Below are 26,327 nucleotides of genomic sequence, written 5' to 3'. Positions count from 1 at the left end.
GATATGTTGGGCGGTAAGAATATCCTGCTAGGAATAACCGGGGGTATAGCCGCGTACAAAACAACATTTCTGGTACGTTTACTGATAAAAGCTGGCGCTAATGTTAAAGTGATTTTAACAGATAGTGCCAGCTCTTTTGTTTCCCCACTCACCTTGGCCACACTTTCAAAAAATCCTGTACTTTCCTCCTTTGTACATGAAGAAGGGGAAAGTATTTCTTGGAACAATCATGTGGATTTGGGACTTTGGGCAGATTATATGGTGATCGCGCCCGCAACGGCCAACACCCTTTCAAAAATGGCCAATGGCACTTGTGACAATCTGCTTTTGGCCACATACCTTTCGGCCAAGTGCCCTGTTTTTTTTGCCCCGGCAATGGATCTTGATATGTACAAGCATCCATCGTCACTTGCTTCGTTCGAGAAGTTGCGGTCTTTTGGCAATATTATGATTCCGGCAACATCAGGGGAGCTCGCAAGTGGACTTCACGGTGAAGGGCGAATGGCAGAACCGGAAGATATACTGCACTTTATCAAGGAAACTTTATCCAGTGATTTGCCACTAAAGGGGAAAAAGGTGCTCATCACCGCCGGTCCGACCTATGAGGCCATAGATCCCGTTCGTTTTATTGGTAACCACTCTTCAGGTTTGATGGGTTTTGAGATTGCCAAAGCGGCTGCCTCCAAAGGTGCTGAGGTCATCTTGGTTTCTGGTCCATCGGCTCTGGACGTGCAAAATGAGGCTATCAAATTGGTGAGGGTCGTATCTGCAGATCAAATGTACACCGAGGTCCATTCGCATTACGGACAAATGGATATCGTTATTTGTGCAGCGGCAGTTTCAGATTATAGGCCAAAAGTGGTGGCAGATCAAAAGATCAAGAAAAAGGACGATCATCTAAATTTGGAGTTGGTCAAAAATAAAGATATCCTCCTGTCCTTGGGAGAACAAAAGAAACATCAGTTTCTCGTTGGATTCGCCCTGGAAACCGAAAATGAACTTGAAAACGCCAAAGGCAAATTAGCTAGGAAAAATCTGGATGCCATCGTGTTGAACTCCATGAATGACTCAGGAGCCGGTTTTGGAAAGGCAACCAATAAAATTACGTTCATGGATAAGAATTCAAGTATAAAAACGTTTGCATTAAAGACCAAGGCAGAGGTGGCGTTGGATATTATGAATGAAATAATCAATAGAATCCATGCATAGGCTTTTACTTGCAATTTGTTGTTCACTGCTTACCCTGTCCCTTTACGCCCAAGAACTAAATTGTACCGTCACCATAAACTCAGACCAAGTAGGGCAGACCAATCAACAGATTTTTAAGACCCTGGAGCGCTCCTTGAACGATTTTGTGAACAAAAACAAATGGACCAACAAAGTATATAAGGAACGTGAACGGGTTAACGCCAGAATGTTTATCACTGTAACGGAGTTTGAATCCAATAGGTTCAAGGCAAGTATTCAATTGCAATCCTCAAGGCCGGTATATAATACTTCTTACGAAAGCCCAGTATTCAATTACAAGGACAATCAATTCAATTTTGAATATATAGAATTCCAGCCTTTAGTATACAACGAAAATGTATTCGATTCCAATTTGGTAGGGGTCGTTTCTTACTATGTTTATATTATGCTTGGATTGGATGCCGATACTTTTGCTTTGGAAGGGGGAAACGAATATTTTAGAAAAGCCCAAAATATAGTAACCCAGGCCCAGGGAAGTAGTTATACGGGATGGAGCCAATCATCCAGTGATCGTACGCGTTTTGAATTGGTGGACAATCTTTTGTCCAATACCTTCAGGGAATACCGCATTGCCATGTACAATTATCATAGAAAGGGCCTTGATATCTTGGCAGACAACAACAGTACCGGGAAACAAGTGATCGCGGGAACCATGAGATTAATGGAGACCATGGTCAAAAGACGTCCAAATGCATTTTTGATACAGACTTTTTTTGATGCCAAATCGGATGAGATCAAGGATATTTTTTCGGATGGTCCCAAAATGGACGTGGTACAGCTCAAAGAGACCTTGACAAGGGTTGCCCCATTTTATTCCAATACTTGGAATGAAATAAAATATTGACCTCCATTTTTTTCCAGTGGAATATCAATTATCTTTACGGCAATAATCTATTCAACATTGCTGACTACAATTTCAATTAAAAACTACGCTTTAATAGACCATTTGAACGTTTCGTTTACGAATGGCTTTACTATAATTACGGGAGAAACAGGGGCCGGTAAGTCTATCTTATTGGGCGGTCTGTCTTTGGTTTTGGGAAAAAGAGCTGATCTGTCCTCCTTAAAGAACAAGGAGAATAAATGTATCGTTGAGGCTGAATTTGAAATTGGGAAATATGATCTGGAACCTTTTTTCAAGGAAAAGGAATTGGATTATGAACCTAGGACTATTTTAAGGAGGGAAATATTGCCCAGTGGGAAGTCCAGGGCTTTTGTCAATGATTCTCCAGTGACATTGGACATATTATCCTATTTGGGAGATTGTCTGATTGATGTTCATTCCCAACATCAGACTATGCAGATGACCGAGGACGATTTTCAGCTAAAGGTCATAGATGCCCTTGCCGATAATGGGAAAATTCTAGAGGACTACGGAAATAAGCGGACCCAGTACCTGGAAACGAGCAAGGAGTTAAAGAAACTTTTGGAATTTCAGGAAAACAGCACCAAAGAACACGAATACAACAGCTTTTTATTGAAGGAATTGGAGTCGGCCCCTTTAAAGGTTGGTATTCAGGAAGAATTGGAGGAGCAGTATGAGCAGTTGAGCAATGTGGAGGCCATCACGGAATACCTTTCCAAAGGAAACCAATTACTCAATGACGAACAGATAGGAGTGGTCACCTTACTGACCGAATTGAAACAGATATCCAATAAATTATCATCTTTCGGGACGCAGTTTACTGCACTCAATGAACGCATACAATCTGTTTTTATAGAGGTGGACGATATCTCTTCGGAACTTCAGAACTTTTTTGAGAATGTAGAGGCCAATCCCCAATTATTGGAGCAGATCAATGGAAAACTACAATTGCTGTACGACCTATTGAAAAAGCATGGGGCCCAGGATATTTCAGAATTAATCGCAATCAGGGAGGAATTGTCCGAAAAGGTAGATGCCACAGAAAATGTTGGATCGGCCATTAAGTCAAAACAAGTCCAATTGACAGAACAGGATAAGGCGTTGGAGGCTATAGCCGTCACTCTTAGAAAGCGAAGGGAAAAGGTTGTACCTTTACTTAAGCAGCAGTTGGAAGAAATGTTGGTCTCATTGGGGATGCCGAGTGCCACCTTTAAAATAGAGATACATCCGGCGATAACTTTCGGAAAGAAAGGAAAGGATACCTTGGTTTTTCTTTTTTCGGCCAACAAAGGAACCGATTTTGGTCCTTTAAAGAAAGTTGCCTCTGGTGGGGAGTTGTCCCGTATCATGCTGACCATAAAATCCATTTTGGCCAAGTATGAGCAATTACCGACCATGATGTTCGATGAGATCGATACCGGGGTGTCCGGTGAGATTTCTTCCAGAATGGGCGACATCATGAAGGAGATGAGCCAAGGAATGCAGATTTTTTCCATTACCCATCTGCCTCAGGTGGCCTCTAAGGGAGATCACCATTTTAAGGTGTACAAGGAAGAAGATAAGCAGGAGACCCATACCAATATGAAAAAATTATCCAAAGAGGAGCGTGTGGCAGAATTAGCAGAGATGCTGGGTGGTAAGGCCATGTCCGATTCTGCAATTGCCCATGCAAGAGAACTGTTGAATTAACTTATTTTAAATATATTTGAATCAAATATCAACCTTAGAAAACTGATTACACATGTCATACAACTTATTAAAAGGTAAAAGAGGAATTATTTTTGGGGCTTTGGATGAAAACTCAATAGCTTGGAAAACAGCGGAGAGGGTGCATGCAGAGGGTGGAACTTTTGTTCTGACCAACGCGCCAATAGCCATGAGAATGGGGCAGATCAATGAACTTGCAAAAAAGACGGGTTCAGAAATTATCCCTGCCGATGCAACCAGTGAGGAGGATTTGGACAATCTTGTTGCCAAATCTGTTGAAATACTTGGGGGAAAATTGGATTTTGTTCTTCATTCCATAGGAATGTCCGTCAACGTTCGTAAGGGAAGGGCATATACAGATGAAAAATATGACTTTACTACCAAAGGTTGGGACGTTTCTGCCTTATCTTTCCATAAGGTAATGCAGTCGCTCTACAAGGCGGATGCCATGAACGAATGGGGCAGTATTGTGGCCTTGACCTATATGGCCGCTCAAAGAACATTCCCAGATTATAATGATATGGCCGACAACAAAGCGTATTTGGAGTCTGTTGCCCGTAGTTTTGGATACTTCTTTGGAAAAGAAAAGAAAGTAAGGGTCAATACCATTTCTCAATCACCAACGCCAACAACAGCCGGACAAGGTGTAAAAGGGTTTGATGGATTTATCAGCTATGCCGATAAAATGTCGCCACTGGGCAATGCCACTGCACAGGACTGTGCGGATTACACCATCTCCTTATTCTCAGATTTGACCAAAAAAGTAACCATGCAGAATTTATTTCACGATGGGGGTTTCTCCAATACAGGGGTCAGTCAAGAGGTTATAGAGCAATTTACGAAGTAATATTACGATCATAGATATAAGGCCATCCCGTTCAAAAGGATGGCTTTTTATGTTTATAAAATAAAGAAATGGATTTGTTTTTTTCCTTTATAGTTCCTGTATATAACCGGCCTAATGAAATCAGGGAGCTGTTGGACAGTCTATTGCCACAAACCTATCAGGAACCTTATGAGATTGTGATCGTTGAAGATGGATCCAATTTGAGTTCCGAGGAGGTTATAGCGGAGTACGCATCCAAACTTCCAATTACCTATCTGAAAAAGGAAAATACGGGTCCAGGAGATTCCCGGAATTACGGAATGCGCCATGCGAAGGGAAACTATTTTATCGTTTTGGACTCTGATTGTATTTTGCCGCCAGACTATTTGGAAATGGCTTACAGGTCATTGAAAAAAGAATATGTGGATTGCTATGGTGGTCCTGATACTGCCCATGAGTCGTTTTCCAAGGTACAGAAGGCCATCAATTACGCCATGACCTCTACGCTTACCACTGGAGGCATCAGGGGAGGTAAAAAGGCTGTAGGTAAATTTCAGCCGAGAAGTTTTAATATGGGTATTTCAAAAAAAGCCTTTGAAGCTACAAGCGGATTTGGCAACATCCATCCAGGGGAAGATCCGGACCTTACCATACGAATCTGGGAAAAAGGTTTCCAGACCAAATTGATCAATGAGGCCTATGTATTCCATAAAAGGCGTATCGATTGGAAAAAATTTTATATTCAAGTGAATAAATTCGGTATGGTCAGGCCCATTCTCAATAAATGGCATCCTAGTACCGCCAAGATAACCTATTGGTTTCCTACCGTCTTTTGTTTGGGACTTTTGTTTTCCCTGGTCTTTGCCCTTATGGGGAATACATTTTTGTTACTGGGATATCTCCTTTATTTTGTTGTTCTGTTGATAGATTCTTTAATTAAGAACAAGGATTTGGAGATTGCTATATTGTCCATGGTTGCTGTGGCCATACAATTTTATGGTTATGGCAGGGGGTTCTTGGAATCTACCCTAAAAATTAATGCATCAAACAAAAATCCCCAGGAAATTTTTCCTAAACTATTTTTTAAGACAACGTAAAGCGTGGTAAAAAAAACAAACAATGGACTGCAGAAACGCAAAGTGAAAATCTTTTCACTATTCTTGTTGTGTTCTGGTTTGGCTTGGTTTGTCAGTAACTTATCGGAGCAGTATACCAGTAATACTTCCTATAAGTTGGATTATGTAAATGTTCCCGATAGCTTACTCTTCAAAGGTTCTTCCAAAGATGAGCTTCAGGTAAAGCTCCAATCAAGCGGGTTTCAGTTCTTGCGGAACAATTTCAGTCCCAGAGTAATTCAGTTGGACCTGTCCTATATCAAAAAAAGAGGTTCTAAATATTATTTGCCCCAGGAATCCTGTGTGAGTCAGATAGAGGCCCAATTGCCGTCATCCATTTCGCTGGTCGATGTTGACAATACGGATACCTTATATTTTGCCCTGTATAAACTGTATTCCAAGAAGGTTCCGATAATATCGAGACTTCGGATAGATTATGCACAGAATTATATGTTGGACGGATCCTTGGAAATGAAGCCAGAGCACGTAACCATTTTTGGACCAAAGAATGAAATTGATACCATTAGAAATGTCAGGACCTCAACGGTGAACAAAAAAGATGTGAAAGATGATTTTTCAGTAAACTTGGCGCTAATAAAACCCAAGGCTTTATTGGATACGAGGTATTCATCAAGTGAAGTGGCCATTTCTGGAAAGGTAGCCCGCTTTTCAGAAAAAATTCTGGAGGTGGCAGTGGAAGTTACCAACCTTGATCAGGACATGGAAATAAAAACATTTCCCAATAAGGTATCTGTTCTGTGTAAGGGAAAGATAGAGAGTTTAAAAAATGTAAAAGCCGCTGATTTTAGGGTGGTGGCAGATTATAATACCGTAAAGGACACCAAATCCTCTTTGATTACTTTAAAATTGGTAAACAAACCAGTGGGACTTTTCGATTGTAAGATCATGGAGAAGGAAGTGGAATATATTTTGAAACGACAATGAAACTAATTGGACTTACAGGAGGTATTGGCAGTGGGAAGTCCACGGTGGCAAAAATGTTCGAGGCCATGGGAGTTCCCGTATACAATTCCGATAAAGAGGCAAAACTTCTCATGAACACTTCGGAAAATATCAAGGATGGGATTATTTCGATTTTTGGAGGGGAAGCATACCAAAAGGGAATTTTAAATAGGGAATATATTGCCAAAAAGGTATTTACGGACAAGAATCTATTAAGTCAATTGAATGCGATAGTCCATCCTGCGGTAAAGGAGCATTTCCACTCATGGGTAAAGGATCAGGATCATCCATATGTGGTTCAGGAGGCGGCAATTATATTTGAAAATGGGATGCAAGATAGGTATGATGCCACGGTGTTGGTAACGGCCCCCAAGGAGGTTAGGATAAATAGGGTCATGGCCCGGGATAAGGTAGAAGAGCAAGATGTTCTGTCCAGAATGGATAACCAATGGGATGAGGCAGCTAAGATGGCGCTAGCCACTTATGTCATTCATAATATCGACTTGGAGGATACCAAGAGAAAAGTACAGGAAATTCATCAGGTTTTCCTTAAGGAATAGGCCTTACGACTTAAATTTTAACATTTTTGTTAAGTTTAGGTTAAACGTACAATCCACTAAATGTTAAATTTCTAATTTTACGCTAATGAACAAGAAGTTATTCGTACTCCTTGTTATCCTGATGAGCCTGTCCCTTGTGGGCATTATTTTTGTCCAGGGGTATTGGATCAAGAAATCAGTTGATGATAAAGAGGAGCAGTTTTCAAATGCGGTTTCTGAGGTTTTAACCAAGGCAACGGAGAAGATAGAGGATAGGGAGATAAAGGACTACTCGGATAGGTATGTGAACCTCAAGGATAGTCTTGGCAAGCCCAAAGATTCACATTTTAGGAATTTCTTTTTTGTAGATAGGGATGTCAATTCCAACGAAGTACTCTTTTATTCACATGGAATTTTAGAAGAGGACTACAGTGTGGCATCAACGTTCTTTGACAATGACATAGGTACCGATAGTACGACCCTGAAAAATTTTACGAGCAAACGTACCAAAACAATTTTTAGGGAGGACTTCGGTTTGGATGGTAAGGCATTTAAGCTTAGTCCGGTTCAAACCTTGGAGAAAATCGGCGGTCTTTCCTCCATTGAGAAAGCACAGTTCGATGATGTTTTTAGGGAGTATGCCAAAACAGTACCCATACATAAAAGGGTAACCAAGCAAGAAATAGAATTAATCTTGGATCGTGAGCTGCAAAACCGTGGGATAGATATTGACTATGAATACGGGGTATACAGTAAAGGGTTGCCAACAAAGGTAAGATCCAGGAAATTTAAATTTGTGGGGAGTACCCTCTATGAGGCACCCATTTTCGGGGACAGTGAGGGCATGACGGACTTTTCTCTTTTGATCTCTTTTCCCAAAAAGAAAAAGTTCTTGATCAGTTCCATTCTTGGGATGGCCATTTTGTCCCTTGTTTTTACATTGGTCATTGTGGTGGCCTACTCAAGTGCCATATATCAACTGATAAAACAAAAACAGATCTCCGAGATCAAATCCGACTTTATCAATAATATGACCCATGAGTTCAAGACCCCTATTGCTACAATCAATTTGGCAGTTGAGGCTATCAAAAACCCTAAAATCATAGAAGATAAAGAAAAGGTAATGCGTTACCTTCAGATGATCAGGGATGAGAATAAAAGAATGCATGCGCAGGTGGAGAATGTTCTTAGGATTTCCAAACTGGAAAAAAATCAATTGGATATTAGTAAGGATAGGATTGATGCCCATGAGATTATCCATGACGCCATTGCCCATGTGGAACTCATTGTTGATGATAGGGGCGGTTATATCAAAACCCATTTGGACGCTGAGCGGTCCGATGTATTGGCTAATGATATGCACTTTACCAATGTTGTTGTAAATATTTTGGATAATGCCATTAAATACTCACCTAATGCACCAAAGATTGATGTATTTACGGAGTTGGCAAAAAATTATATAATTATTAAAATTCAGGACCAAGGCTCTGGGATGAGCAAAGCTGTCCTTAAAAAGGTATTTGAAAAATTTTATAGGGAACATACGGGTGATATTCACAACGTAAAGGGCCACGGCCTTGGGTTAGCCTATGTAAAAAGAATTATTGAAGATCACCAGGGTGAGGTGTATGCAGAAAGTGAAAAAGGTAAAGGAAGTACTTTCTATATAAAACTACCTTTAATTTAAAAAATGAATATGGAAACAGCGAATAAGAAAATACTTTTGGTTGAAGACGATCCTAATTTTGGTATCGTACTCAAAGATTATTTGACCATGAACGACTTCGATGTTGTCTTGGCAAAAAATGGAATGGAAGGTTTTGAAAAATTTAAAAAAGATAATTTTGACGTTTGCATTCTGGATGTCATGATGCCATACAAGGATGGTTTTACCTTGGCTAAGGAAATAAGGGAAAAAAACGAACATGTTCCCATAGTATTCCTAACCGCCAAAACCATGAAGGAGGATGTGCTAAAAGGATATAAGGCAGGAGCTGATGATTATCTGAACAAACCTTTTGACTCTGAGGTATTGCTTATGAAACTAAAAGCCATTTTGCAGAGAAAGGCATCCAACGGACTCGCTGACAGCAAAAAGTTTGAGTTCAACATAGGAGGCTTCCAATTGAATTCCAAACTACGATTTTTGAAATACAAGGAAGAAGAGGCCATCAAGCTTTCTCCAAAGGAAAATGAATTGTTGCGTTTATTGGCGTTGCACGAGAACGACCTAATGCCAAGGGAATTGGCCCTGACCAAAATATGGAGGGATGATAACTATTTCACATCAAGAAGTATGGATGTGTATATCGCTAAACTTCGTAAGTACCTGAAAAAGGATGAGAATGTGGAAATATTGAACATTCATGGTGAAGGATTCAGATTGGTTGTAAAATCTGAAGAATAGGTACCGTAAGGAAATTTGACGAAAAACCGTTCAGCAATCTGAACGGTTTTTTTATTTTAAAAATTGATTGATTATCAAGACACTTAGAAAACCTGTCAAGGCGAGAATGGTGGTCATCATGGTCCATGATTTGAATGTTTCTTTTTCAGTAATGCCCAAATACTGACCTACCAACCAAAAACCACTGTCGTTCACATGGGAGAAAATACTTGCGCCGGAAGCTATTGCAATCACCATACAGGCCAATTGCGGACCATTGAGCACGTTATTGGTTAAAAGTGGAGCTACCAATCCGGCGGCAGTGATCATGGCCACAGTCGAGGAGCCTTGAATGATTCTTACGATGGCAGCACTAATGAAGGCAAAGGCCAATAAGGGTATGCCGGCCTCGCTCAAGGAGGTCGCCAATAATTCACCGGCTCCCGTATTGGTGAGCATTTGCTTGAAAACGCCACCTGCACCCGTAAGGAGAATAATGGTCCCTGCCGGTTCCAGAGATTTTGTGGTGATCTTAAATAGCTTATCCCTACTATAGCCCCGTCTTATACCAAAAAAATACCAAGCTAGGATATTGGCAATAATAAGGGCGCTAAAGGGGTGACCCAATAAGGTTATGATATTCTTCAAGGTCTTGTTTTCCAATGCCACCAAATCACTGTTCAAGACTGTATTGAGCAAAATCAAAACTATGGGTACACTAATGATCCAAAAAGTGATTCCCGCATTGGGAAGTCCAGTTTGCTCATCTTTTTCATTTGCTGCGGGTGCCTCCACATGAATTTTTTTTGCAATAAACTTTCCAAATACCAGTCCGCTAACAAGTGCGGTCGGGATTCCCACAATAAATCCAATGAAGATAACCCAACCCAATTCTGCCCCTAAAATATTGGCCACCGCTATGGGTCCGGGAGTGGGAGGGATAAAGGCATGGGTAATGGCCAAACCGGCAAGAAGGGGGATGGCATATAACAATAATGATTTTCGCGTTTTTCTTTGAAGGGCATAGATCATGGGTACCAATATGATAAAGGCCACATCAAAAAATACAGGAATGGCGATTAGAAAGCCCGAAATCACCATGGCCAATGGGGCTTTATGGACGCCAAATTTGGAAATCATAAAATTGGCAATGGTTTTGGCACCTCCTGAATATTCCAAGATAGCTCCGAACATGGCTCCCAGACCTACCACCGTTGCAACGAATCCCAAGGTGTTCCCCATACCTTCCTGAACGGTATCAATAATCTTTTCTGCATCCAAGCCAGCAGCAATCCCCACCAAGATACTTCCAATCAAAAGAGCAATAAAAGCATTGATTTTTAATTTTAAGATCAAAAACAAGAGTACGGATATGCCTAGGATTACGGCGAAGATCAGTTGGGCTTCCATCATGATAATTTTGGTTGGTGTATTGGCAATTTAGTTTTCCTTTAATCTATCCAAGGCGTTTAAAATAAAACGGACCATTTTATCGGGACTTTGATTGATATCTATCTCAATGGCATCCTTAGGGGGGGACATCAGATCAAATTGGGATTGTAACAATTCCATGGGCATAAAGTGACCTTTCCTTTGTTTCAGCCTATAAAGGATATCTTCAAAAGACCCCTTCAAATAAATGTAGTGTACGTTATTGTCAATATCTTTTTGTAGGAGGTTTCTATAACTTTCCTTTAGGGCGGAGCAGGCAATAACGGCCCCTGTTCCCAGTTGTTTTTTTGCCAATTCATTTAAAGCTAACAACCATCCATGTCGGTCTTCATCCGTAAGCGGATCACCAGCACTCATTTTTTTTATGTTGGATTCCGGATGAAAATCATCTCCATCAAAAAATGGATAGTCCAAGGCCTCTGCCAATAACTTTCCTATGGTAGATTTGCCCGAGCCGGATACGCCCATGACAAATAGAATATATCCAATATCTGAACTCATGTCTATGAAGTGATTTTCTGATTAATTTTTTCAACGATGTCTTTTATATCCTCTTGGTAGTTTACCCAAATGGTTTCTTCATTTTTTTTAAACCAGGTCAATTGCCTTTTGGCAAATCTTCTGCTGTTCTTTTTAATTTCGGAAATGGCAAAATCCAAAGTCCAATCACCCTCAAAATATTTAAAAAGTTCCCTATAACCAACGGTTTGCAGTGCATTCAGGGATTTGTAGGGTTCAAGTGACTTAACTTCCTCCAACAATCCTGCTTTTACCATAAGGTCTACCCTTTGGTTGATCCTGTCATAAATTATTTTGCGATCTGCATCTATGCCAAGACTCAGCGTCTTAAATTCCCTTGGGTCTTTTTCCTGGTCCAAAAAGGAGGAGAATGGCTTTCCGGCACCTATACATATTTCGAGAGCCCTGATTAACCTGTGCGGATTATCTATATCTACTTTCTGATAGTATTCAGGGTCCAGGTCGGACAATTGTTTTTGAAGTGCAGAGATTCCTACCACCTTTAAAAGCTCATTTAATCGCGTCCTGATGGCAGGGTCAATCTCGGGGAATTTGTCAAGGCCTTTGGTTACCGCATCTATATAAAGACCGCTTCCCCCAACCATGATAACAATGTCATTAATAGAGAACAATTTTTGAAGGAGAGAAATAGCTTCCCTTTCAAAATCTCCAACCGAATAAGGATCAAAAATGCTGATATTCTGGATAAAATGGTGTTTTGCTGCTGCCAACTCCTCTTTGGAGGGGACCGCAGTACCGATGGACATTTCTTTAAAGAACTGCCTAGAATCGGCTGATATGATCTCTGTACCAAAATGCTGGGCAAGTTTTATTGCCAAGGAGGTTTTACCTATAGCAGTGGGTCCTATAATGGAAATAAGCCATTTATCCGCCATTAATCATCCGTTAATTTGTTGCCACAGATCCTGCAGAAATCAGCATCCTTCCTTAGGACCTCGGTACCACATGTGGCACATGCCCTTCCTTTGTCGACGACATTTCTTTTATTCATCTCACTGGTATACTCGGCAGAAACGATTCCAGTGGGAACGGCAATAATGCCATAACCTATGATCATAATTAGGCTAGCCAGAAACTGTCCCAAAGGTGTTTGTGGAGAAATATCCCCATATCCTACAGTAGTCAATGTTACGATGGTCCAATAGACGCTGTGTGGAATACTGTTAAATCCGTTTTCAGGTCCTTCAACGATATACATGACAGTACCTAGAAGAACAGAAATTACAATGATAAAAAAAACAAATACTAAAATTTTGGACCTACTTGCACTAAGGGCTCTGGCCAGATTATTGGATGCCCCAACAAAACGCGCCAATTTTAGGATTCTAAAAATCCTCAAGAGTCGCAACGCTCTAAACGCTGTAAGATATTGAGATCCTACGAATAAAAGGGACAGGTATTTTGGTAGTGTGGACAACAGATCAACGATACCAAAGAAGCTGAAGATATAGATCTTGGGCTTGCGTATGCATATGATCCTTAAAATATACTCCAATGTAAATAGAATGGTAACGGTCCATTCAGATATATTCAGAAAAGTGTGATATTGTTCATCTATCCAAGGGACACTTTCCAGCATCACAATGATAATACTGTAAACAATAACGATCAATAAGATAATGTCGAAAAGTTTGCCAGCAGGGGTGTGGGTCCCGTAGATTACTTCATGGATCTTTTTTTTCCATTTTTTGGAAAGGTTGGGTTGGTGGCTCAAAAGATTGCTTTTTAGTAAAAATAATAAAAGTGCACTAAATAAGGGGACGTTTACAAGGGAACAATTTTGGCTATTTTTCCCTTTCTAAGATGTGATTCGATTAGAAAGGTGGTATTGGGATTATCCTCCATTGGGGTAATGATGTTTTCCATAATTTGGATCTTGTTGATTTGATAATTTAAATCAAAAAAACCCAATCCTTTAAAAACCCCATTTTTTATCAGAATGCCACTTTTTTCTCCTATTTCTCGGCCCTTATCTATTAGAATCATATTCTTGTTGGCAATGGAATAGGTTTCTAAGGCCAATGCAACCCTTTTATTGTAAGAAGGGGCCTCTTCTTTTTGTATGCATGCTCCCAAACATATTCCTGAGGTATATTTTGAACAATTGGTCTTGGCTTGGGAAATACCATTTAATTTATCGCAGAGTTGAAATTCTTCTGTTATCTTATAAAGGAAATTTTGGGCAGCATGTATGCTGTTAAAAGTAGCTGCCAGTCCAGGTCCGGGATTGATCTTTTCGCTGCTCAGCGTAAAATATCCGTTGGGATCGGTCCGTTTATAGATCCCATAAGAAAATAGCTTTCTCTTGGAATAGGTATTGTATTTGGGTTTGTTCCTTTGTAATTCTTCGTTTTCCTTTAATAGTGACACCAATTCGCTCCCTGTACGTTCAAACGTGACGGTTTTTGTTTCTTTTTGAATTCTTCTGGCTTTGGAGCCGTCACTTGTAAAATGTTGGTTTACCCTCTTTTTTAAATTTCCGGAATTGCCGAGAAATATTATTTCACCGTCCTTATTGTGCATGTAATAGACGCCGCGAACAGAAGGGAGTTGTTCCACAATATCCAATTGGGTAGGGGAGAGTTCTCCAAGGGACTCTGCCTTGGTAATCTCTTTAACGATGGATTTGTCATTGTCTTTGGATAATAGGAGCTTAAATAATTTTAAGGTCGCCAAGGCATCCCCATTCGCCCGGTGACGATCGCTCACTGGGATACCCAGGGAACGTACCAATTTCCCCAAACTATATGAGTCCTGGTCTGGTATCAGTTTTTTTGATAGGTCGACCGTGCAAAGGGTTTTGCGTTCAAAGTTAAAACCAAGCCTTCTGAATTCTGTGCGTAGAATACGATAATCGAATTGGGCATTGTGGGCCACAATTACGGCATCCGATGTTATTTCGACAATACGTTTTGCCACTTCATAAAACTTGGGTGCTGTCCGTAACATCTTGTTGTTGATGCCTGTCAGGTTTACGACGAACGGTTGAATTTCCTTCTCGGGATTTATCAGGCTTATAAATTGATCCACTACTTCGTGTCCATCGAATCTATGGATGGCAATCTCAGTGATTCCCTCTTCATTATACTTGCCGCCAGTAGTTTCTATATCGAGTATTACGTACATTTTCCTTTACCCTTATGGGTCAATAATTGCTATTAATTTTATTGGTAGTTCCGTGCTCCAAAAATACTACTCCCAATCCTGATCATGTTACTTCCTTCCTCAATGGCTATTTCATAATCTCCGCTCATTCCCATGGAAAGAGTATGTATGTTTGGCAGTGTTTCCTTCAAGGTGTCAAATTGCTTTTTAAGTTGCTTGAATTCCCTACGGATTTGATTTTTATCGTCTGTAAATGTGGCCATGCCCATGAGTCCAACAACTTGCACGTTTTTTAATTTCCCGAATATTTCCGAAGAAAGTAGATCCCGAAGTTCGGCATCGTCCAATCCAAATTTGGTGTCTTCCTCGGCTATATGCATTTGTAAAAGACAGTCAACAATCCTGTTGTGCTTTTTCGCCTGCTTGTCAATTTCCTTGAGCAGTTTAAGGCTATCCACCCCATGCACCAAGGATACATATTCCGCCATATATTTTACCTTGTTGGTCTGTACATGTCCAATCATGTGCCATTGGATATCCTTGGGTAGGTTCTCCCACTTTTGGGTCATTTCCTGTATTTTGTTTTCTCCAAAAACCCGCTGTCCTGCATCATAGGCCTCTTGAAGATCTTGATCAGGTTTTGTTTTTGACACCGCAACTAAAGTTACAGTTTTTGGGATGGATCCAAGGATTTCCTCTAAGTTTTCTTTGATAGCCATTCTCTTGATTTCTTTATTCAAATGTAAGAAGAGTAAAACGCAAACTATAGTTCATATATGGTAAGGCCACTTCTTATTTTAGGCTCAATATAGGTACTTTTTGGCGGCATTACCAATCCTGCATCGGCAATATCCTTCAGCTCTTCAATAGATACAGGGACCATTCCAAAACCAACCATAAAGTTACCTTTATCTATTTCATCCTTCATGTTGAAGATGTTGTTCTTGCCGAAACCATATTTTATTCTTTTGTCCTTTCTGAGATCGGATATGCCCAAGATGGGTTCCAAGATTGTTTTGTATAGAATTTGGGTATCCAGTCTACTCAGGGCATCCGTGAATTTGAATATTTGCCTTCTCAATTGTAAGGCGTAAAATTCACCATCCAAATACATACTGAATTGGTGTTTTTCCAGAGGTTTGTATAATACATTGCCCTTCTTTTCAATCTTGAAATAGGTGTCCAATGCAATCAGAAATTCTTCTTTGGTAAGTCCATTCAGGTCTTTTACCATCCTATTGAACTCAAAAATCTTGATCTCTGACTCAGGGATCAGATAGCTCATAAAATAATTGTAGGGTTCATCACCAGTATGTGATGGATTGCTTTTTTTGGATTTATCGGCAAATATCATGGAAGAAGCACTTCTATGATGTCCATCGGCAATATAAAGCGAGTCAATTTTACTGAACTCGTCCTGTAATTTCAATATGTCGCTCTCTTTGGTTATGGTCCAAAGGGAATGGGTCGCCTTATCGGTAGTTGAAAATCGGTATTCGGGCTCACTACGCTTTACTTCGTTGATAATTTTTCCCACAGTCTCATTGTCAGGATAGGTCATCAAAACCGGCTCGGCATTAAAACTCACATTTTTTAGATATACCGCAAAAAGGTTGACCCTATGTTTTATCGTATCCTCGTGTTTTTTAATGACATTGTTTTTGTAATCCTCAACGCTGGTACCACAGAATAAACCACAGGAACTAAAACCTTCCTTTTCTATTTTATACAGGTAAAAAGAGGGAACGGTGTCCTTGATCAGGATTTCATCCTCCAAAAATTCCAAATACCTATTGCGTATAAGTCTTAACCGTTCCCCTCCGGACACCTTTTTGTCAAATTTGAAACCGGGGTTGATAATATGAAGGAACGAAAAAGGATTATAGGTGAGTATGGCATTCAATTCCTTAGAGGTATAATCCTCATAGGAACGAGATGCCAAAAAAGGCGCTTTATCCTTTGCTGGTCTAATGGCCCTAAAAGCCTTGATGATGGCCATAAATTATTTTAAATGAATTGTACGGATACCTTTTCCGCTTTTTTGGATTCAGAATAATCATAGAATCCCTCTCCGGACTTGACGCCTAATTTTTTTGCCATTACCATATTGACCAAGAGGGGACAAGGTGCGTATTTAGGATTTTTAAATCCATCGTACATGACATTTAATATAGATAGACACACATCCAATCCTATAAAATCCGCCAATTGCAATGGCCCCATCGGATGTGCCATTCCCAGCTTCATAACCGTATCAATTTCGGTAACTCCGGCAACACCGTTATAAAGAGTTTCAATGGCCTCATTGATCATGGGCATTAAAATTCTATTGGCCACAAATCCAGGGTAATCGTTTACTTCTGTTGGTGTTTTGCCCAATTTCTCGGACAGTTCCATAATATCCTTGGTAACTTTGTCGGAGGTATTGTAACCCCTGATGATTTCAACCAATTTCATGATGGGTACAGGGTTCATAAAATGCATTCCAATGACCTTGTCCGGTCTATTGGTAACGGCCCCTATCTGGGTGATGGAAATAGAGGAGGTATTGGTGGCCAGCACGGTATCCGGACCACAGACCTGATCCAGTTCCTTAAATATATTTAATTTGATCTCCACATTCTCAGTGGCAGCTTCCACTACCAAGTCCATGTTTTTTACTCCCTCATTGAGCACAGTATGGGTGGTGATGTTTTTAAGGGTGTCCAATTTAACTCCTTCAGCAATGGATCCTTTGGAAACCATTCTGTCCAGGTTTTTTTCAATAACCGACATTCCTTTGTCCAATGACGATTGGGAAATATCGATTAAGTTTACCTTATAACCATTTTGGGCAAAAACGTGGGCTATTCCATTGCCCATGGTCCCAGCACCTATAACTGCTATATTTTTCATGCTTTAATTTTAGTGTTTTATTGTTATTTTTTAAATATTTTCGGCCCTGTTGATTGTCAATCAAGTCCCGAAGGGCCAGTGTTGGCCCTCGCTGTACTTTTTTACTTTTTAAAGGAGTCTATTACTTGCAAGGCCACTTTTAAGGCCTGGGTTCCCTGATATAAGGAAACCACAGGGGTGGTATTGTTGTTAATGGCATCTGCAAAGGTCTCCAACTCATCCAATATGGCATTGTTCGCAGCTATGGTGGGATTTTCAAAATAGATCTGTTTTTTCTCACCTTCGGCATTTTGTAAGACCATGTCAAAATCCCCAGGTGTTTCCGGGGCATCCTTCATTTTGACTACTTCTACTTTTTTCTCCAAAAAGTCAACCGAAATATAGGCGTCGCGTTGAAAGAATCTGGATTTGCGCATGTTCTTCAATGAAATACGACTCGCCGTAAGGTTGGCAACGCAGCCATTTTCAAATTCTATCCTAGCATTGGCAATGTCAGGGGAGTTACTGATCACAGATACGCCACTGGCATTGATCTGTTTTACCTCAGATTGTACAACGCTAAGGATGGCATCAATATCATGTATCATCAGATCTAGAACCACGGGAACATCTGTTCCCCTTGGATTGAATTCGGCCAGTCTATGGGTCTCAATGAACATTGGGTTCTGTATCTTATCCTTCACAGCCGAAAACGCAGGATTGAATCGCTCCACATGACCTACCTGACCTTTTACCCCGAATTTTTTTTCAAGGTTCAAAAGTTCCTCTGCCTCCTCGTAGGTGTTGGTAATTGGTTTTTCTATAAAAACATGCCTTCCCTTTTCCATGGCTTTTTTGGCACAATCAAAATGGGATAAGGTAGGGGTGACAATGTCAACGACATCTACCGCATCAATTAGTGTATTGATATTGTCAAAATAGGTGTATCCAAATTCATTCGCTACTTTTTTGCCGTTGATGGCATCTGGGTCAAAAAATCCTACCAGTTCATATTTTTGGGATTCATTTAAAAGGCGCAAATGTATTTTTCCTAAATGTCCTGCTCCCAGAACTCCAACCTTGAGCATATAATTCGTTTTTGTCAAAAATAAGGATATGAAACGATTCTTCCATGAAAATTGATACGTAGTTTTAAGGAATTCACAATGGGAGTTTTAGATGCAGAGCGTGCTAACACCTGTAACCTAGATGTTGTTTGCAAAATTTCAAGAGGTGTCTTTTTTATAAGGCTATGGATAACTTTTTAAGATGCTCCATTAGAATAGCCATCCTTTTTTTTAACTTCGTAGCCCAAAACCAGACTTTTGAAAGATACCCTTAAACATCGTGGAATGCGCAATAAATTGGCCGATATTCTGGCTGAAAAAGGAATTGTAGACCACAAAGTATTGGAGGCAATACGCACCATACCCCGCCACTTATTTTTAGATAGTACTTTTGAAGATCACGCTTATCAGGATAAGGCTTTTCCCATTGGTGCTGACCAAACGATCTCCCATCCCTATACCGTAGCCTTCCAGACCGAACTTTTGGAAGTAAGCCCCAACCATAAAATTTTGGAGATTGGTACGGGAAGTGGATATCAAACGGCAGCCTTGTTGCAATTAAAAGCAAAAGTATATACTATTGAAAGGCAATTGGAGCTGTTTAAAAAAACCAACATCTTTTTCAAAAAAATGGGATACCGCCCCAAAAAAATGATATTCGGTGACGGTTACAAGGGATTACCGGAGGAAGCTCCGTTTGATGGCATAGTGGTTACCGCTGGGGCCCCCTATGTCCCCAAACCACTGATGGCCCAATTAAAAATTGGGGGAAGATTGGTGATTCCTGTTGGAACGGATGATCAGGTCATGACCTTGTTCATAAGAAAATCCGAATTGGAATTTGAAAAAAAGGAATATGGTTCCTTTAGGTTCGTGCCCTTGTTGGAGGACAAAAACTAGAGCAAATCACCGGGAATAATTATGGGTCTCTAGTTGTTAAAACTTTTCTTGATCCGGTCCAAATTACGTTTGGTATCCCTTTCTTTGATAACCTCCCTTTTGTCGTATAATTTTTTACCCTTGGCCAGTGCAATCTTTAGTTTGGCCAATCCATTGTCATTGACAAAAAGATTTAAAGGTACTATGGTGAGTCCAGAAGTCTTGACTTCTTTCTCTAGCTTTTTAAGCTCCCTTCTTTGTAACAATAACTTACGCTCAGCTTTTGGCTTATGGTTGTAATGGCTTCCGTGGGAATATTCATCCACCTGCATATTGATCACAAAAAGCTCGGATTGATCATTGAATTCACAGAAACTTTCAGATATGGATGCCTTTCCAAGTCGAATAGATTTTATTTCGGTTCCCGAAAGGACTATTCCGGCAACGTACGTATCCAAAATCTCATATTCGAACTTGGCTTTCTTATTCTTTATATTGATGTTTTTCTGCATAGCACCCACAAAAGTAACAACAATAAAAGAATAATCCATTTATAGGATTTAGAATTATTTTGCCAACCTTTGTCCTAAATGTTGATAATAACTATTTTCATTACTTTAGAATTATGAAAAACGTATTGATTCTCTTATTGGTTTGTGCTGTGATTTCATGCAAAGAGCAAAAGAAGGAAACTTTAACCGCACAAAATATTGTGGACAAGGCCATAGTGGTTAGTGGTGGTGAATTGTATCCCTCGAGCAAAGTTTCCTTTGATTTTAGGGATAAGCACTATATATCCGAGGGAATTGGGAACAAGGGCGTACTAAAGCGCATCTTTGAGGTAGACGGCAAGAAGGTAGAGGATATAAAGTCCAGCACTAAATTTGAACGCTATATTGACGGTAATCTGGAAGTGCTGCACGATACCGTTGCCAATGCCTATGACAATGCCGTTAACTCCGTTCATTATTTTGTAAAACTGCCTTACGGACTAAATGATCCTGCAGTGAATAAAACACTTTTGGAGACAGAAACCATTAAAGGGAAGGAGTACTATAAGATAAAGGTAACCTTTGAGCAAGCTGGGGGAGGAGATGACTTTGAGGACACTTATCTGTATTGGATCAATAAGGAGACTTTTAAACCAGATTATCTGGCCTATGATTTTCATGTCAATGATGGAGGCGTCCGTTTTAGGGCCGCTTATAACGAGCGCTTTGTCAATGGGATAAGGTTTGTAGATTATGAAAATTACAAACCTAAGGACGATGCAACCACCATAGACCAGATTGGTGCCAAATACCAATCTGGCGAGCTGGAACTATTATCAAAAATAGAGTTGAACAATGTAGCCGTGGATCGATTGGATTAATTGATCTTAAGTCTGATGTCCGTTGGGATGCCATTTACAATTTGGACGATAAAAAGATTGCTATTGTCATAATCATCAATCTCCTCATACTTTTGACTTCCAATGAGCTTGTTCACGAATTCCGGGGTGGTATTGCTATGTCCTACAATCAATACATTTTTCCCCATGTTATCCACGATGAACTGATCTACATCAAGATCTTTTGGATCGTAGTATTTTAGTGTCAGTTCTTTTTTTACTGCTGTTGGGGCTGCAGTCATGGTGGTCCTTTCATAATCCGTGGAGTATATTTCGTCCAAGGGAATCAGATCAAAAACCTCGGCCCAACGTATGGAACGTCCCAATCCGTCTTGGTTCAGTTCAGGATCGGTATTGTCCGGATTGCTTCTATCCTTTTCGGCATGCCTTATCAAATAAAATGTTGTTACCACGCTTTCCATGGGTTGTTCAACAACCTTTTCTTCTTTGCAACCTATAAAAAAGGAGAAACAAAGAACTAGAACCAAAAGCTTTTTTATTTTCATAACCATTATGCGTATTATTTACTACTATCTTAATAAGTACCTAAAATTAACGTAAATTAGTATGACTGCCATTTAGAAACATGTTTTTTTGATTATGGGGAAATTTCATCTGATTCTTTTGTTCTTTGTCGTTGTTTTTGGAACCCATGCGCAGGATGTTGCCTTGCCTGGCGATCTAAGGCAGCACAATCTAACGATGTTCAATGCCAGCTTACTGGATCCAACATTCGCCCTGGATAAAAACAACCCACAATCCATAGCCCTTTGGACCAGATGGCAATGGCAAACGGTAGATGCGGATCCTTCCACGACTCTTTTAAACTATACCACCAATTTAAATGAGAATTCTGTGATTGGTGGAGGGTTCATTCAACACAATACGGGCATTTATTTGCAAACAGGAGGCATTTTAAATTATGTCTATGCCTTCGATCTTGGTGAACATTCAAAGCTGGCCTTTGGTTTAAATGTTTTGGGCTATCAAAGAGAAATAGCGGACGATAGACCTGGCAATGTTTTTTTTAATGATGGTTCCAACGATTTTATAATGCAAATCGCCCCAGGGATACGATTTATGCAAAATGGATTTAGCCTTTCTGTTACTTCCGAGAATTTTGTTGCTTATAGTTTTAACGCTAAGGTTAATGAAAGTAGGGGCAATAATAATAAGGTAATCATGGGGGCCATTGGATACGATATACCAATAACGCTATTCGGAACCACAGAGAACACTTACTTGCAACCCAGGATCTATTTAAAGGATATTCCTCAAATGGATTCCCAACTAGGACTCACTACATCTTTGACGAGTCCTAACTTTTGGGTACAAGGAGGATATAATAATTTTTATGGTGCATCAGCCGGTTTGGGCGGGAACTTTTTCAAGACCTTGTCCGTGGGGGTATTAATGGAATTCGGACTGGACCAAAATGTAAAGGATAAGGATCCCACCTTTGAGTTGATCACCGCATTCAGGTTTGGGAATAAAAAGGAGCAAGAAATTGTGACTCAGGAAGTCACCATTACCCCGGGATTGAACGAAGAGGAGGGGAAGGTTACCGAACAGCTTAAAAGTGTTCCGAAAACGGAAGAATCAAAATCAGAAACACAAAAAAAGGATACATTGCCCCAAGCAGAAAAAGATATCATTAAGACTGTGACCGCAAATGAAAAAGAGTCCACAAAAATACCACAGTCCAAAGAAAACAATGTCGTTACGAAGGGAAAATATGAGGAGGTAGAGAAGCAGGAAGGTCTAATACCAGGGTATTATCTCATTGCCAATGTTTTTGGCACCAAAAAATACTTTGAGAACTTTATGTCATCCTTGCGCAAGAAAGGTTTGGAGCCCCAATCCTTTTATAGGTCATTGAACAATTTCAACTATGTTTACCTTGATCGCTACAATTCTCTGGAGGCCGCTGAAAAGGCTAGAGATAGCAAGTTTTATGGCAGGTATTCGGACACAACCTGGATATTCAGGGTAATAGGGGAGTGAGTTTATTTTTTAATTTCCTTGCTGATCAAGTGATCCAGATAGGTAATGGTATTAAGCAGGTATTTTTTGTCCCTGGTAATGGTCGCCATGGCTACGGCCCCTTGAATCATGGTGTATAATTGTTTGGCAAATTGTAGGGGTGTTACAGGGATGCTTATTTCATTGTTTTTGACGCCGTTCTCAATCACCAAGGCAATTTTGCCTTCAATGGTTTTAACGGTTTCCCGAACAGCGGCGGCCAGTAAATGGTTATTTACTTGGGTATCTACCCCCACATTCAAAACAGGACAGCCTCCCAGTTCATAGGTGAATTCATTGTAATGACGGTAAAGGTCTGTTAGTTTGAACAGTTTCTGAAGGGAATTGCCGTCACTATCCAAGGCCTCATCAATTGCGGCCAATAATTTTTTGCTGTTGTATTCAAAAGCAGAAAGTGCCAAGGCCTCCTTGTTCTCAAAATTGCCATAAAGAGCACCTTTGGTCAGACCTGTTGCATCGGTGAGATGACTCATACTTGTACCCACATATCCGTATTTGTTGAAAATGGGAGCTACGGTTTCAATGATATAAGCGGTTGTTCTTTCAGCTTTAGTGGACATTTACAAGCAATTTTATACGAAGATAAAAAATATATATACTGTATGGTATATGTATTTTAAAAAAAAGGGCATCCTTTCTAGAATGCCCTCATTATGAATAAAGTACTGCTTTTATTTTACCAATTCGTTTTGGTTTCTAAAAACCAGTTCATCATCAAATGCATCGATCAGGATAATGCTATCTGCTTTGATTGTCCCACTCAACAACTCCTTAGAGAGTTTGTTGAGGACCTCTTTTTGTATGGTCCTCTTGATCGGTCTAGCGCCATATTGGGGGTCATAACCCCTATTGGCCAGATATTCGATGGCATCCTCGGTAGCATCAATGGTAATGTGTTGCTTAGCTACCATCTTTTTAAGACCTTCCAATTGCAATTTCACAATTTCTGTAATATCCTCCATATTCAGAGGTGTAAACATGATGATGTCATCTATCCTATTCAAGAATTCGGGACGGATCGTTTTTTTCAAAAGACCAAGAACCTCTACTCTTGCTGCTTCCGTGGCACTGTAGATATCATTGTTGTCATCAAATTTTTCCTGGATAATATGACTACCCATATTGCTGGTCATGATAATAATGGTATTTTTAAAATCGGCCACCCGTCCTTTGTTGTCGGTCAGCCTTCCTTCGTCCAATACCTGCAATAAAATATTAAAGGTATCTGGATGTGCTTTTTCAATTTCATCCAACAATACCACAGAATAAGGTCTGCGTCTTACAGCTTCCGTCAACTGCCCACCTTCATCATAACCTACGTACCCCGGAGGCGCACCCACAAGTCTACTCACGGCATGTCTTTCCTGATATTCACTCATGTCTATCCTGGTCATTGCATTTTCGTCATCAAAGAGATAGGAAGCCAAGGTTTTTGCAAGTTCTGTCTTACCAACACCCGTAGTTCCCAAGAAAAGGAAAGAGCCAATTGGTTTTTTGGTGTCCTGCAGTCCGGCCCTACTTCTTCTGATGGCATCAGATACTGCTTGGATGGCCTCATCTTGACCTACAACCCTTTTATGGAGCACATCTTCCAATTTCAATAGTTTTTCCCGTTCGCTCTGTAGCATTTTTGCCACAGGGATACCGGTCCATTTGGCTACAATCTCGGCAATATCCTCCTTGGTGACCTCCTCTTTGATCAAGGTGCCGGCATCCTGTTGTTTTTCCAGTTCTTTTTGGAGCTGTTCCAGCTTTTCATTGGCCTCTTTTATTTTTCCATAGCGCAATTCGGCAACCGTACCATAATCACCGTTCCTTTCCGCACGTTCCGCTTCCAACTTGTAGTTTTCTATATCCTGTTTCGTTTTTTGGATATTATCTACCACGGTCTTTTCACTTTCCCATTTGGCAAAAATTTCGTGGCGATCTTCTTTAAGGTTCGCAAGGTCTATGTTGAGCGATTTTAATTTTGCTTGGTCATCTTCCCTTTTAATGGCTTCAATTTCAATTTCCAACTGCATGATTTTTCTGTCCAGAACATCCAGTTCTTCGGGCTTGGAATTGATCTCCATTCTTAGCTTGGAGGCAGCCTCATCCATCAAATCAATCGCCTTGTCCGGAAGAAACCTGTTGGTGATATAACGTTGTGATAGTTCCACTGCAGCGATGACCGCGTCATCCTTGACACGTACTTTGTGGTGGGCTTCATATTTCTCCTTGATCCCCCTAAGGATGGAAATGGCGCTTTCCGTATCGGGTTCATCCACCATTACTTTTTGGAACCTTCGTTCCAATGCTTTGTCCTTTTCAAAATATTTTTGATATTCATCCAAGGTTGTAGCTCCAATAGCGCGTAATTCACCTCTGGCCAATGCTGGTTTTAAGATGTTGGCGGCATCCATGGCTCCTTGTCCTCCGCCCGCTCCCACAAGGGTGTGTATTTCGTCAATAAATAATACAATATTTCCATCTGAGGAAGTAACCTCTTTAATAACCGATTTTAGTCGCTCTTCAAATTCCCCTTTGTATTTGGCCCCGGCAATCAAGGCGCCCATATCCAAAGAATAAATAATCTTGTCCTTCAAGTTTTCCGGTACGTCTCCCTGCACGATCCTATGCGCCAATCCTTCGGCAATGGCCGTCTTACCGACACCTGGTTCCCCAACAAGCATGGGATTGTTCTTGGTCCTTCGCGATAGAATTTGAAGAATTCGTCTGATTTCCTCATCCCTTCCAATAACAGGATCCAATTTTCCACTATCTACCAGTTCATTCAGGTTCTTTGCGTATTTATTGAGGGAGTTATAGGTATCTTCTGCACTTTGGGAAGTTACTTTTCCTCCTTTTCGCAATTCTTCAATGGCCAATAGGAGATGTTTTTCTGTTGCTCCTTGATCTTTTAGGATTTGGGAGATCTTACTTTTCGATTTGAAAATCGCCAATAATAAATGTTCGATGGATACATATTCGTCCTCCATTTTCTTTGCAATAACACCCGCTTCGGTAAGTGTTTTGCCAGCTTCTCGAGAAAGCATAAGCTCCCCACCGGATACCTTTGGAAAACTTTCCAATTCTTTTTCCAGAATCTGGTTGACCATGCCGATATTTACATTCAATTTCTTGAGAATAAAGGGCAATACGTTTTCATCAACAGTAGCAATGGCCTTAAAAATATGCTCATTCTCTATCTGTTGGTGTCCAAGACCTTGGGCCAGCTGTTGTGCTTGCTGTATGGCTTCTTGGGATTTAGTAGTGAAATTATTTAAGTTCATATGATTTATGTCTTTTAATGTTATTGTTTACTTTTGATTTTCATAAGGTCAACAAT

Annotated in this window: 25 protein-coding genes; 12 read left to right on the top strand and 13 right to left on the bottom strand. The window is 40.3% G+C overall.

The features are described from left to right. Positions 1-3 precede the first annotated feature (3 nt). The 9 genes from coaBC to WAA86_RS05200 all read left to right on the top strand — a co-directional run bounded on the left by coaBC (position 4) and on the right by WAA86_RS05200 (position 9,670). Entirely contained in the window at positions 4-1,209 is a 1,206-nt protein-coding gene (gene coaBC, locus WAA86_RS05240) for a bifunctional phosphopantothenoylcysteine decarboxylase/phosphopantothenate--cysteine ligase CoaBC (RefSeq protein ID WP_337299928.1), read from the top strand. Next, a complete protein-coding gene (gene porD, locus WAA86_RS05235; protein ID WP_337299927.1) occupies positions 1,202-2,092 on the top strand; it encodes a type IX secretion system protein PorD in 891 nt (296 codons plus the stop codon). Before coaBC ends, porD begins: the two co-directional genes overlap by 8 nt. Positions 2,093-2,149: 57 nt before the next feature. After that, positions 2,150-3,802, top strand: coding sequence for a DNA repair protein RecN (gene recN, locus WAA86_RS05230; RefSeq protein WP_337299926.1), 1,653 nt, complete (start codon positions 2,150-2,152; stop codon positions 3,800-3,802). A gap of 52 nt (positions 3,803-3,854) precedes the next feature. Then, positions 3,855-4,667, top strand: coding sequence for an enoyl-ACP reductase FabI (locus tag WAA86_RS05225; protein WP_337299925.1), 813 nt, complete (start codon positions 3,855-3,857; stop codon positions 4,665-4,667). A gap of 68 nt (positions 4,668-4,735) precedes the next feature. Beyond that, positions 4,736-5,743 carry a glycosyltransferase gene (locus tag WAA86_RS05220; RefSeq protein ID WP_337299924.1) on the top strand — a complete coding sequence of 336 codons (1,008 nt, stop codon included), beginning with the start codon at positions 4,736-4,738 and terminating at the stop codon, positions 5,741-5,743. Positions 5,744-5,746: 3 nt separating this feature from the next. Further along, positions 5,747-6,706 (top strand): CdaR family protein, encoded by a 960-nt coding sequence (locus WAA86_RS05215; RefSeq protein WP_337299923.1) that lies wholly within the window; start codon positions 5,747-5,749, stop codon positions 6,704-6,706. Continuing rightward, a complete protein-coding gene (gene coaE, locus WAA86_RS05210) occupies positions 6,703-7,284 on the top strand; it encodes a dephospho-CoA kinase (RefSeq protein WP_337299922.1) in 582 nt (193 codons plus the stop codon). The genes WAA86_RS05215 and coaE overlap by 4 nt, the downstream gene beginning before the upstream one ends. A gap of 85 nt (positions 7,285-7,369) precedes the next feature. Further along, positions 7,370-8,950: a sensor histidine kinase gene (locus tag WAA86_RS05205; protein WP_337299921.1), complete on the top strand. Its 1,581-nt coding sequence runs from the start codon at positions 7,370-7,372 to the stop codon at positions 8,948-8,950. 9 nt (positions 8,951-8,959) lie between these two features. Then, the gene (locus WAA86_RS05200; protein ID WP_337299920.1) at positions 8,960-9,670 is read left to right on the top strand and encodes a response regulator transcription factor; all 711 of its coding nucleotides are present in this window, start codon (positions 8,960-8,962) and stop codon (positions 9,668-9,670) included. Positions 9,671-9,721: 51 nt separating this feature from the next. On the opposite strand, the gene WAA86_RS05195 is transcribed toward WAA86_RS05200, so the two are convergent. From WAA86_RS05195 to WAA86_RS05155, 9 genes are all read right to left on the bottom strand, one after another. Beyond that, positions 9,722-11,059 (bottom strand): GntP family permease, encoded by a 1,338-nt coding sequence (locus WAA86_RS05195; RefSeq protein ID WP_337299979.1) that lies wholly within the window; start codon positions 11,057-11,059, stop codon positions 9,722-9,724. Positions 11,060-11,089: 30 nt separating this feature from the next. Beyond that, positions 11,090-11,602, bottom strand: a complete 513-nt coding sequence (locus WAA86_RS05190; protein ID WP_337299919.1) for a gluconokinase — start codon at positions 11,600-11,602, stop codon at positions 11,090-11,092. Between the two features lie 2 nt (positions 11,603-11,604). Next, positions 11,605-12,516: a tRNA (adenosine(37)-N6)-dimethylallyltransferase MiaA gene (gene miaA / locus WAA86_RS05185; RefSeq protein ID WP_337299918.1), complete on the bottom strand. Its 912-nt coding sequence runs from the start codon at positions 12,514-12,516 to the stop codon at positions 11,605-11,607. After that, on the bottom strand, positions 12,516-13,355 hold the full coding sequence (locus WAA86_RS05180) for an ion transporter (RefSeq protein ID WP_337299917.1): 840 nt from the start codon (positions 13,353-13,355) through the stop codon (positions 12,516-12,518). Before WAA86_RS05180 ends, miaA begins: the two co-directional genes overlap by 1 nt. A 50-nt stretch (positions 13,356-13,405) precedes the next feature. Then, a complete protein-coding gene (locus WAA86_RS05175) occupies positions 13,406-14,767 on the bottom strand; it encodes an exonuclease domain-containing protein (protein WP_337299916.1) in 1,362 nt (453 codons plus the stop codon). A 38-nt stretch (positions 14,768-14,805) separates the two neighbouring features. Continuing rightward, complete coding sequence (locus WAA86_RS05170) at positions 14,806-15,465, bottom strand: YggS family pyridoxal phosphate-dependent enzyme (RefSeq protein ID WP_337299915.1); 660 nt, start codon at positions 15,463-15,465, stop codon at positions 14,806-14,808. A gap of 44 nt (positions 15,466-15,509) precedes the next feature. Then, positions 15,510-16,745 carry a DUF1015 domain-containing protein gene (locus WAA86_RS05165; protein WP_337299914.1) on the bottom strand — a complete coding sequence of 412 codons (1,236 nt, stop codon included), beginning with the start codon at positions 16,743-16,745 and terminating at the stop codon, positions 15,510-15,512. Between the two features lie 8 nt (positions 16,746-16,753). Further along, positions 16,754-17,641, bottom strand: a complete 888-nt coding sequence (locus tag WAA86_RS05160) for a 3-hydroxyacyl-CoA dehydrogenase family protein (protein ID WP_337299913.1) — start codon at positions 17,639-17,641, stop codon at positions 16,754-16,756. Positions 17,642-17,742: 101 nt separating this feature from the next. Beyond that, complete coding sequence (locus WAA86_RS05155; RefSeq protein ID WP_337299912.1) at positions 17,743-18,708, bottom strand: Gfo/Idh/MocA family protein; 966 nt, start codon at positions 18,706-18,708, stop codon at positions 17,743-17,745. 237 nt (positions 18,709-18,945) lie between these two features. On the opposite strand from WAA86_RS05155, the gene WAA86_RS05150 reads away from it, so the two are divergent. After that, positions 18,946-19,587 carry a protein-L-isoaspartate(D-aspartate) O-methyltransferase gene (locus tag WAA86_RS05150; protein WP_337299911.1) on the top strand — a complete coding sequence of 214 codons (642 nt, stop codon included), beginning with the start codon at positions 18,946-18,948 and terminating at the stop codon, positions 19,585-19,587. A 29-nt stretch (positions 19,588-19,616) separates the two neighbouring features. Here WAA86_RS05150 and smpB read toward each other — a convergent pair whose 3' ends face one another. Further along, entirely contained in the window at positions 19,617-20,078 is a 462-nt protein-coding gene (smpB, locus tag WAA86_RS05145) for an SsrA-binding protein SmpB (protein WP_337299978.1), read from the bottom strand. A gap of 113 nt (positions 20,079-20,191) precedes the next feature. Here smpB and WAA86_RS05140 point away from each other — a divergent pair, with 113 nt between their 5' ends. Beyond that, the gene (locus WAA86_RS05140; protein WP_337299910.1) at positions 20,192-20,938 is read left to right on the top strand and encodes a DUF6503 family protein; all 747 of its coding nucleotides are present in this window, start codon (positions 20,192-20,194) and stop codon (positions 20,936-20,938) included. Here the strand turns inward: WAA86_RS05140 and WAA86_RS05135 are convergent. Then, complete coding sequence (locus WAA86_RS05135; protein ID WP_337299909.1) at positions 20,935-21,462, bottom strand: SixA phosphatase family protein; 528 nt, start codon at positions 21,460-21,462, stop codon at positions 20,935-20,937. The two genes, WAA86_RS05140 and WAA86_RS05135, sit on opposite strands and share 4 nt — an antisense overlap. 94 nt (positions 21,463-21,556) lie before the next feature. On the opposite strand from WAA86_RS05135, the gene WAA86_RS05130 reads away from it, so the two are divergent. Continuing rightward, complete coding sequence (locus tag WAA86_RS05130; RefSeq protein WP_337299908.1) at positions 21,557-22,960, top strand: PorP/SprF family type IX secretion system membrane protein; 1,404 nt, start codon at positions 21,557-21,559, stop codon at positions 22,958-22,960. Between the two features lie 2 nt (positions 22,961-22,962). On the opposite strand, the gene WAA86_RS05125 is transcribed toward WAA86_RS05130, so the two are convergent. Together WAA86_RS05125 and clpB are read right to left on the bottom strand one after the other, a co-directional pair. After that, complete coding sequence (locus WAA86_RS05125; protein ID WP_337299907.1) at positions 22,963-23,559, bottom strand: TetR/AcrR family transcriptional regulator; 597 nt, start codon at positions 23,557-23,559, stop codon at positions 22,963-22,965. A 111-nt stretch (positions 23,560-23,670) separates the two neighbouring features. Continuing rightward, positions 23,671-26,271: an ATP-dependent chaperone ClpB gene (gene clpB, locus WAA86_RS05120; RefSeq protein ID WP_337299906.1), complete on the bottom strand. Its 2,601-nt coding sequence runs from the start codon at positions 26,269-26,271 to the stop codon at positions 23,671-23,673. Positions 26,272-26,327 lie beyond the last annotated feature (56 nt).

It is taken from the genome of Sediminicola sp. 1XM1-17 (genome assembly GCF_037203765.1).
GTDB lineage: Bacteria > Bacteroidota > Bacteroidia > Flavobacteriales > Flavobacteriaceae > Sediminicola.
Note: the sequence above shows the minus strand (reverse complement) of the source record. Positions and strands in the feature narration are given on the sequence as shown.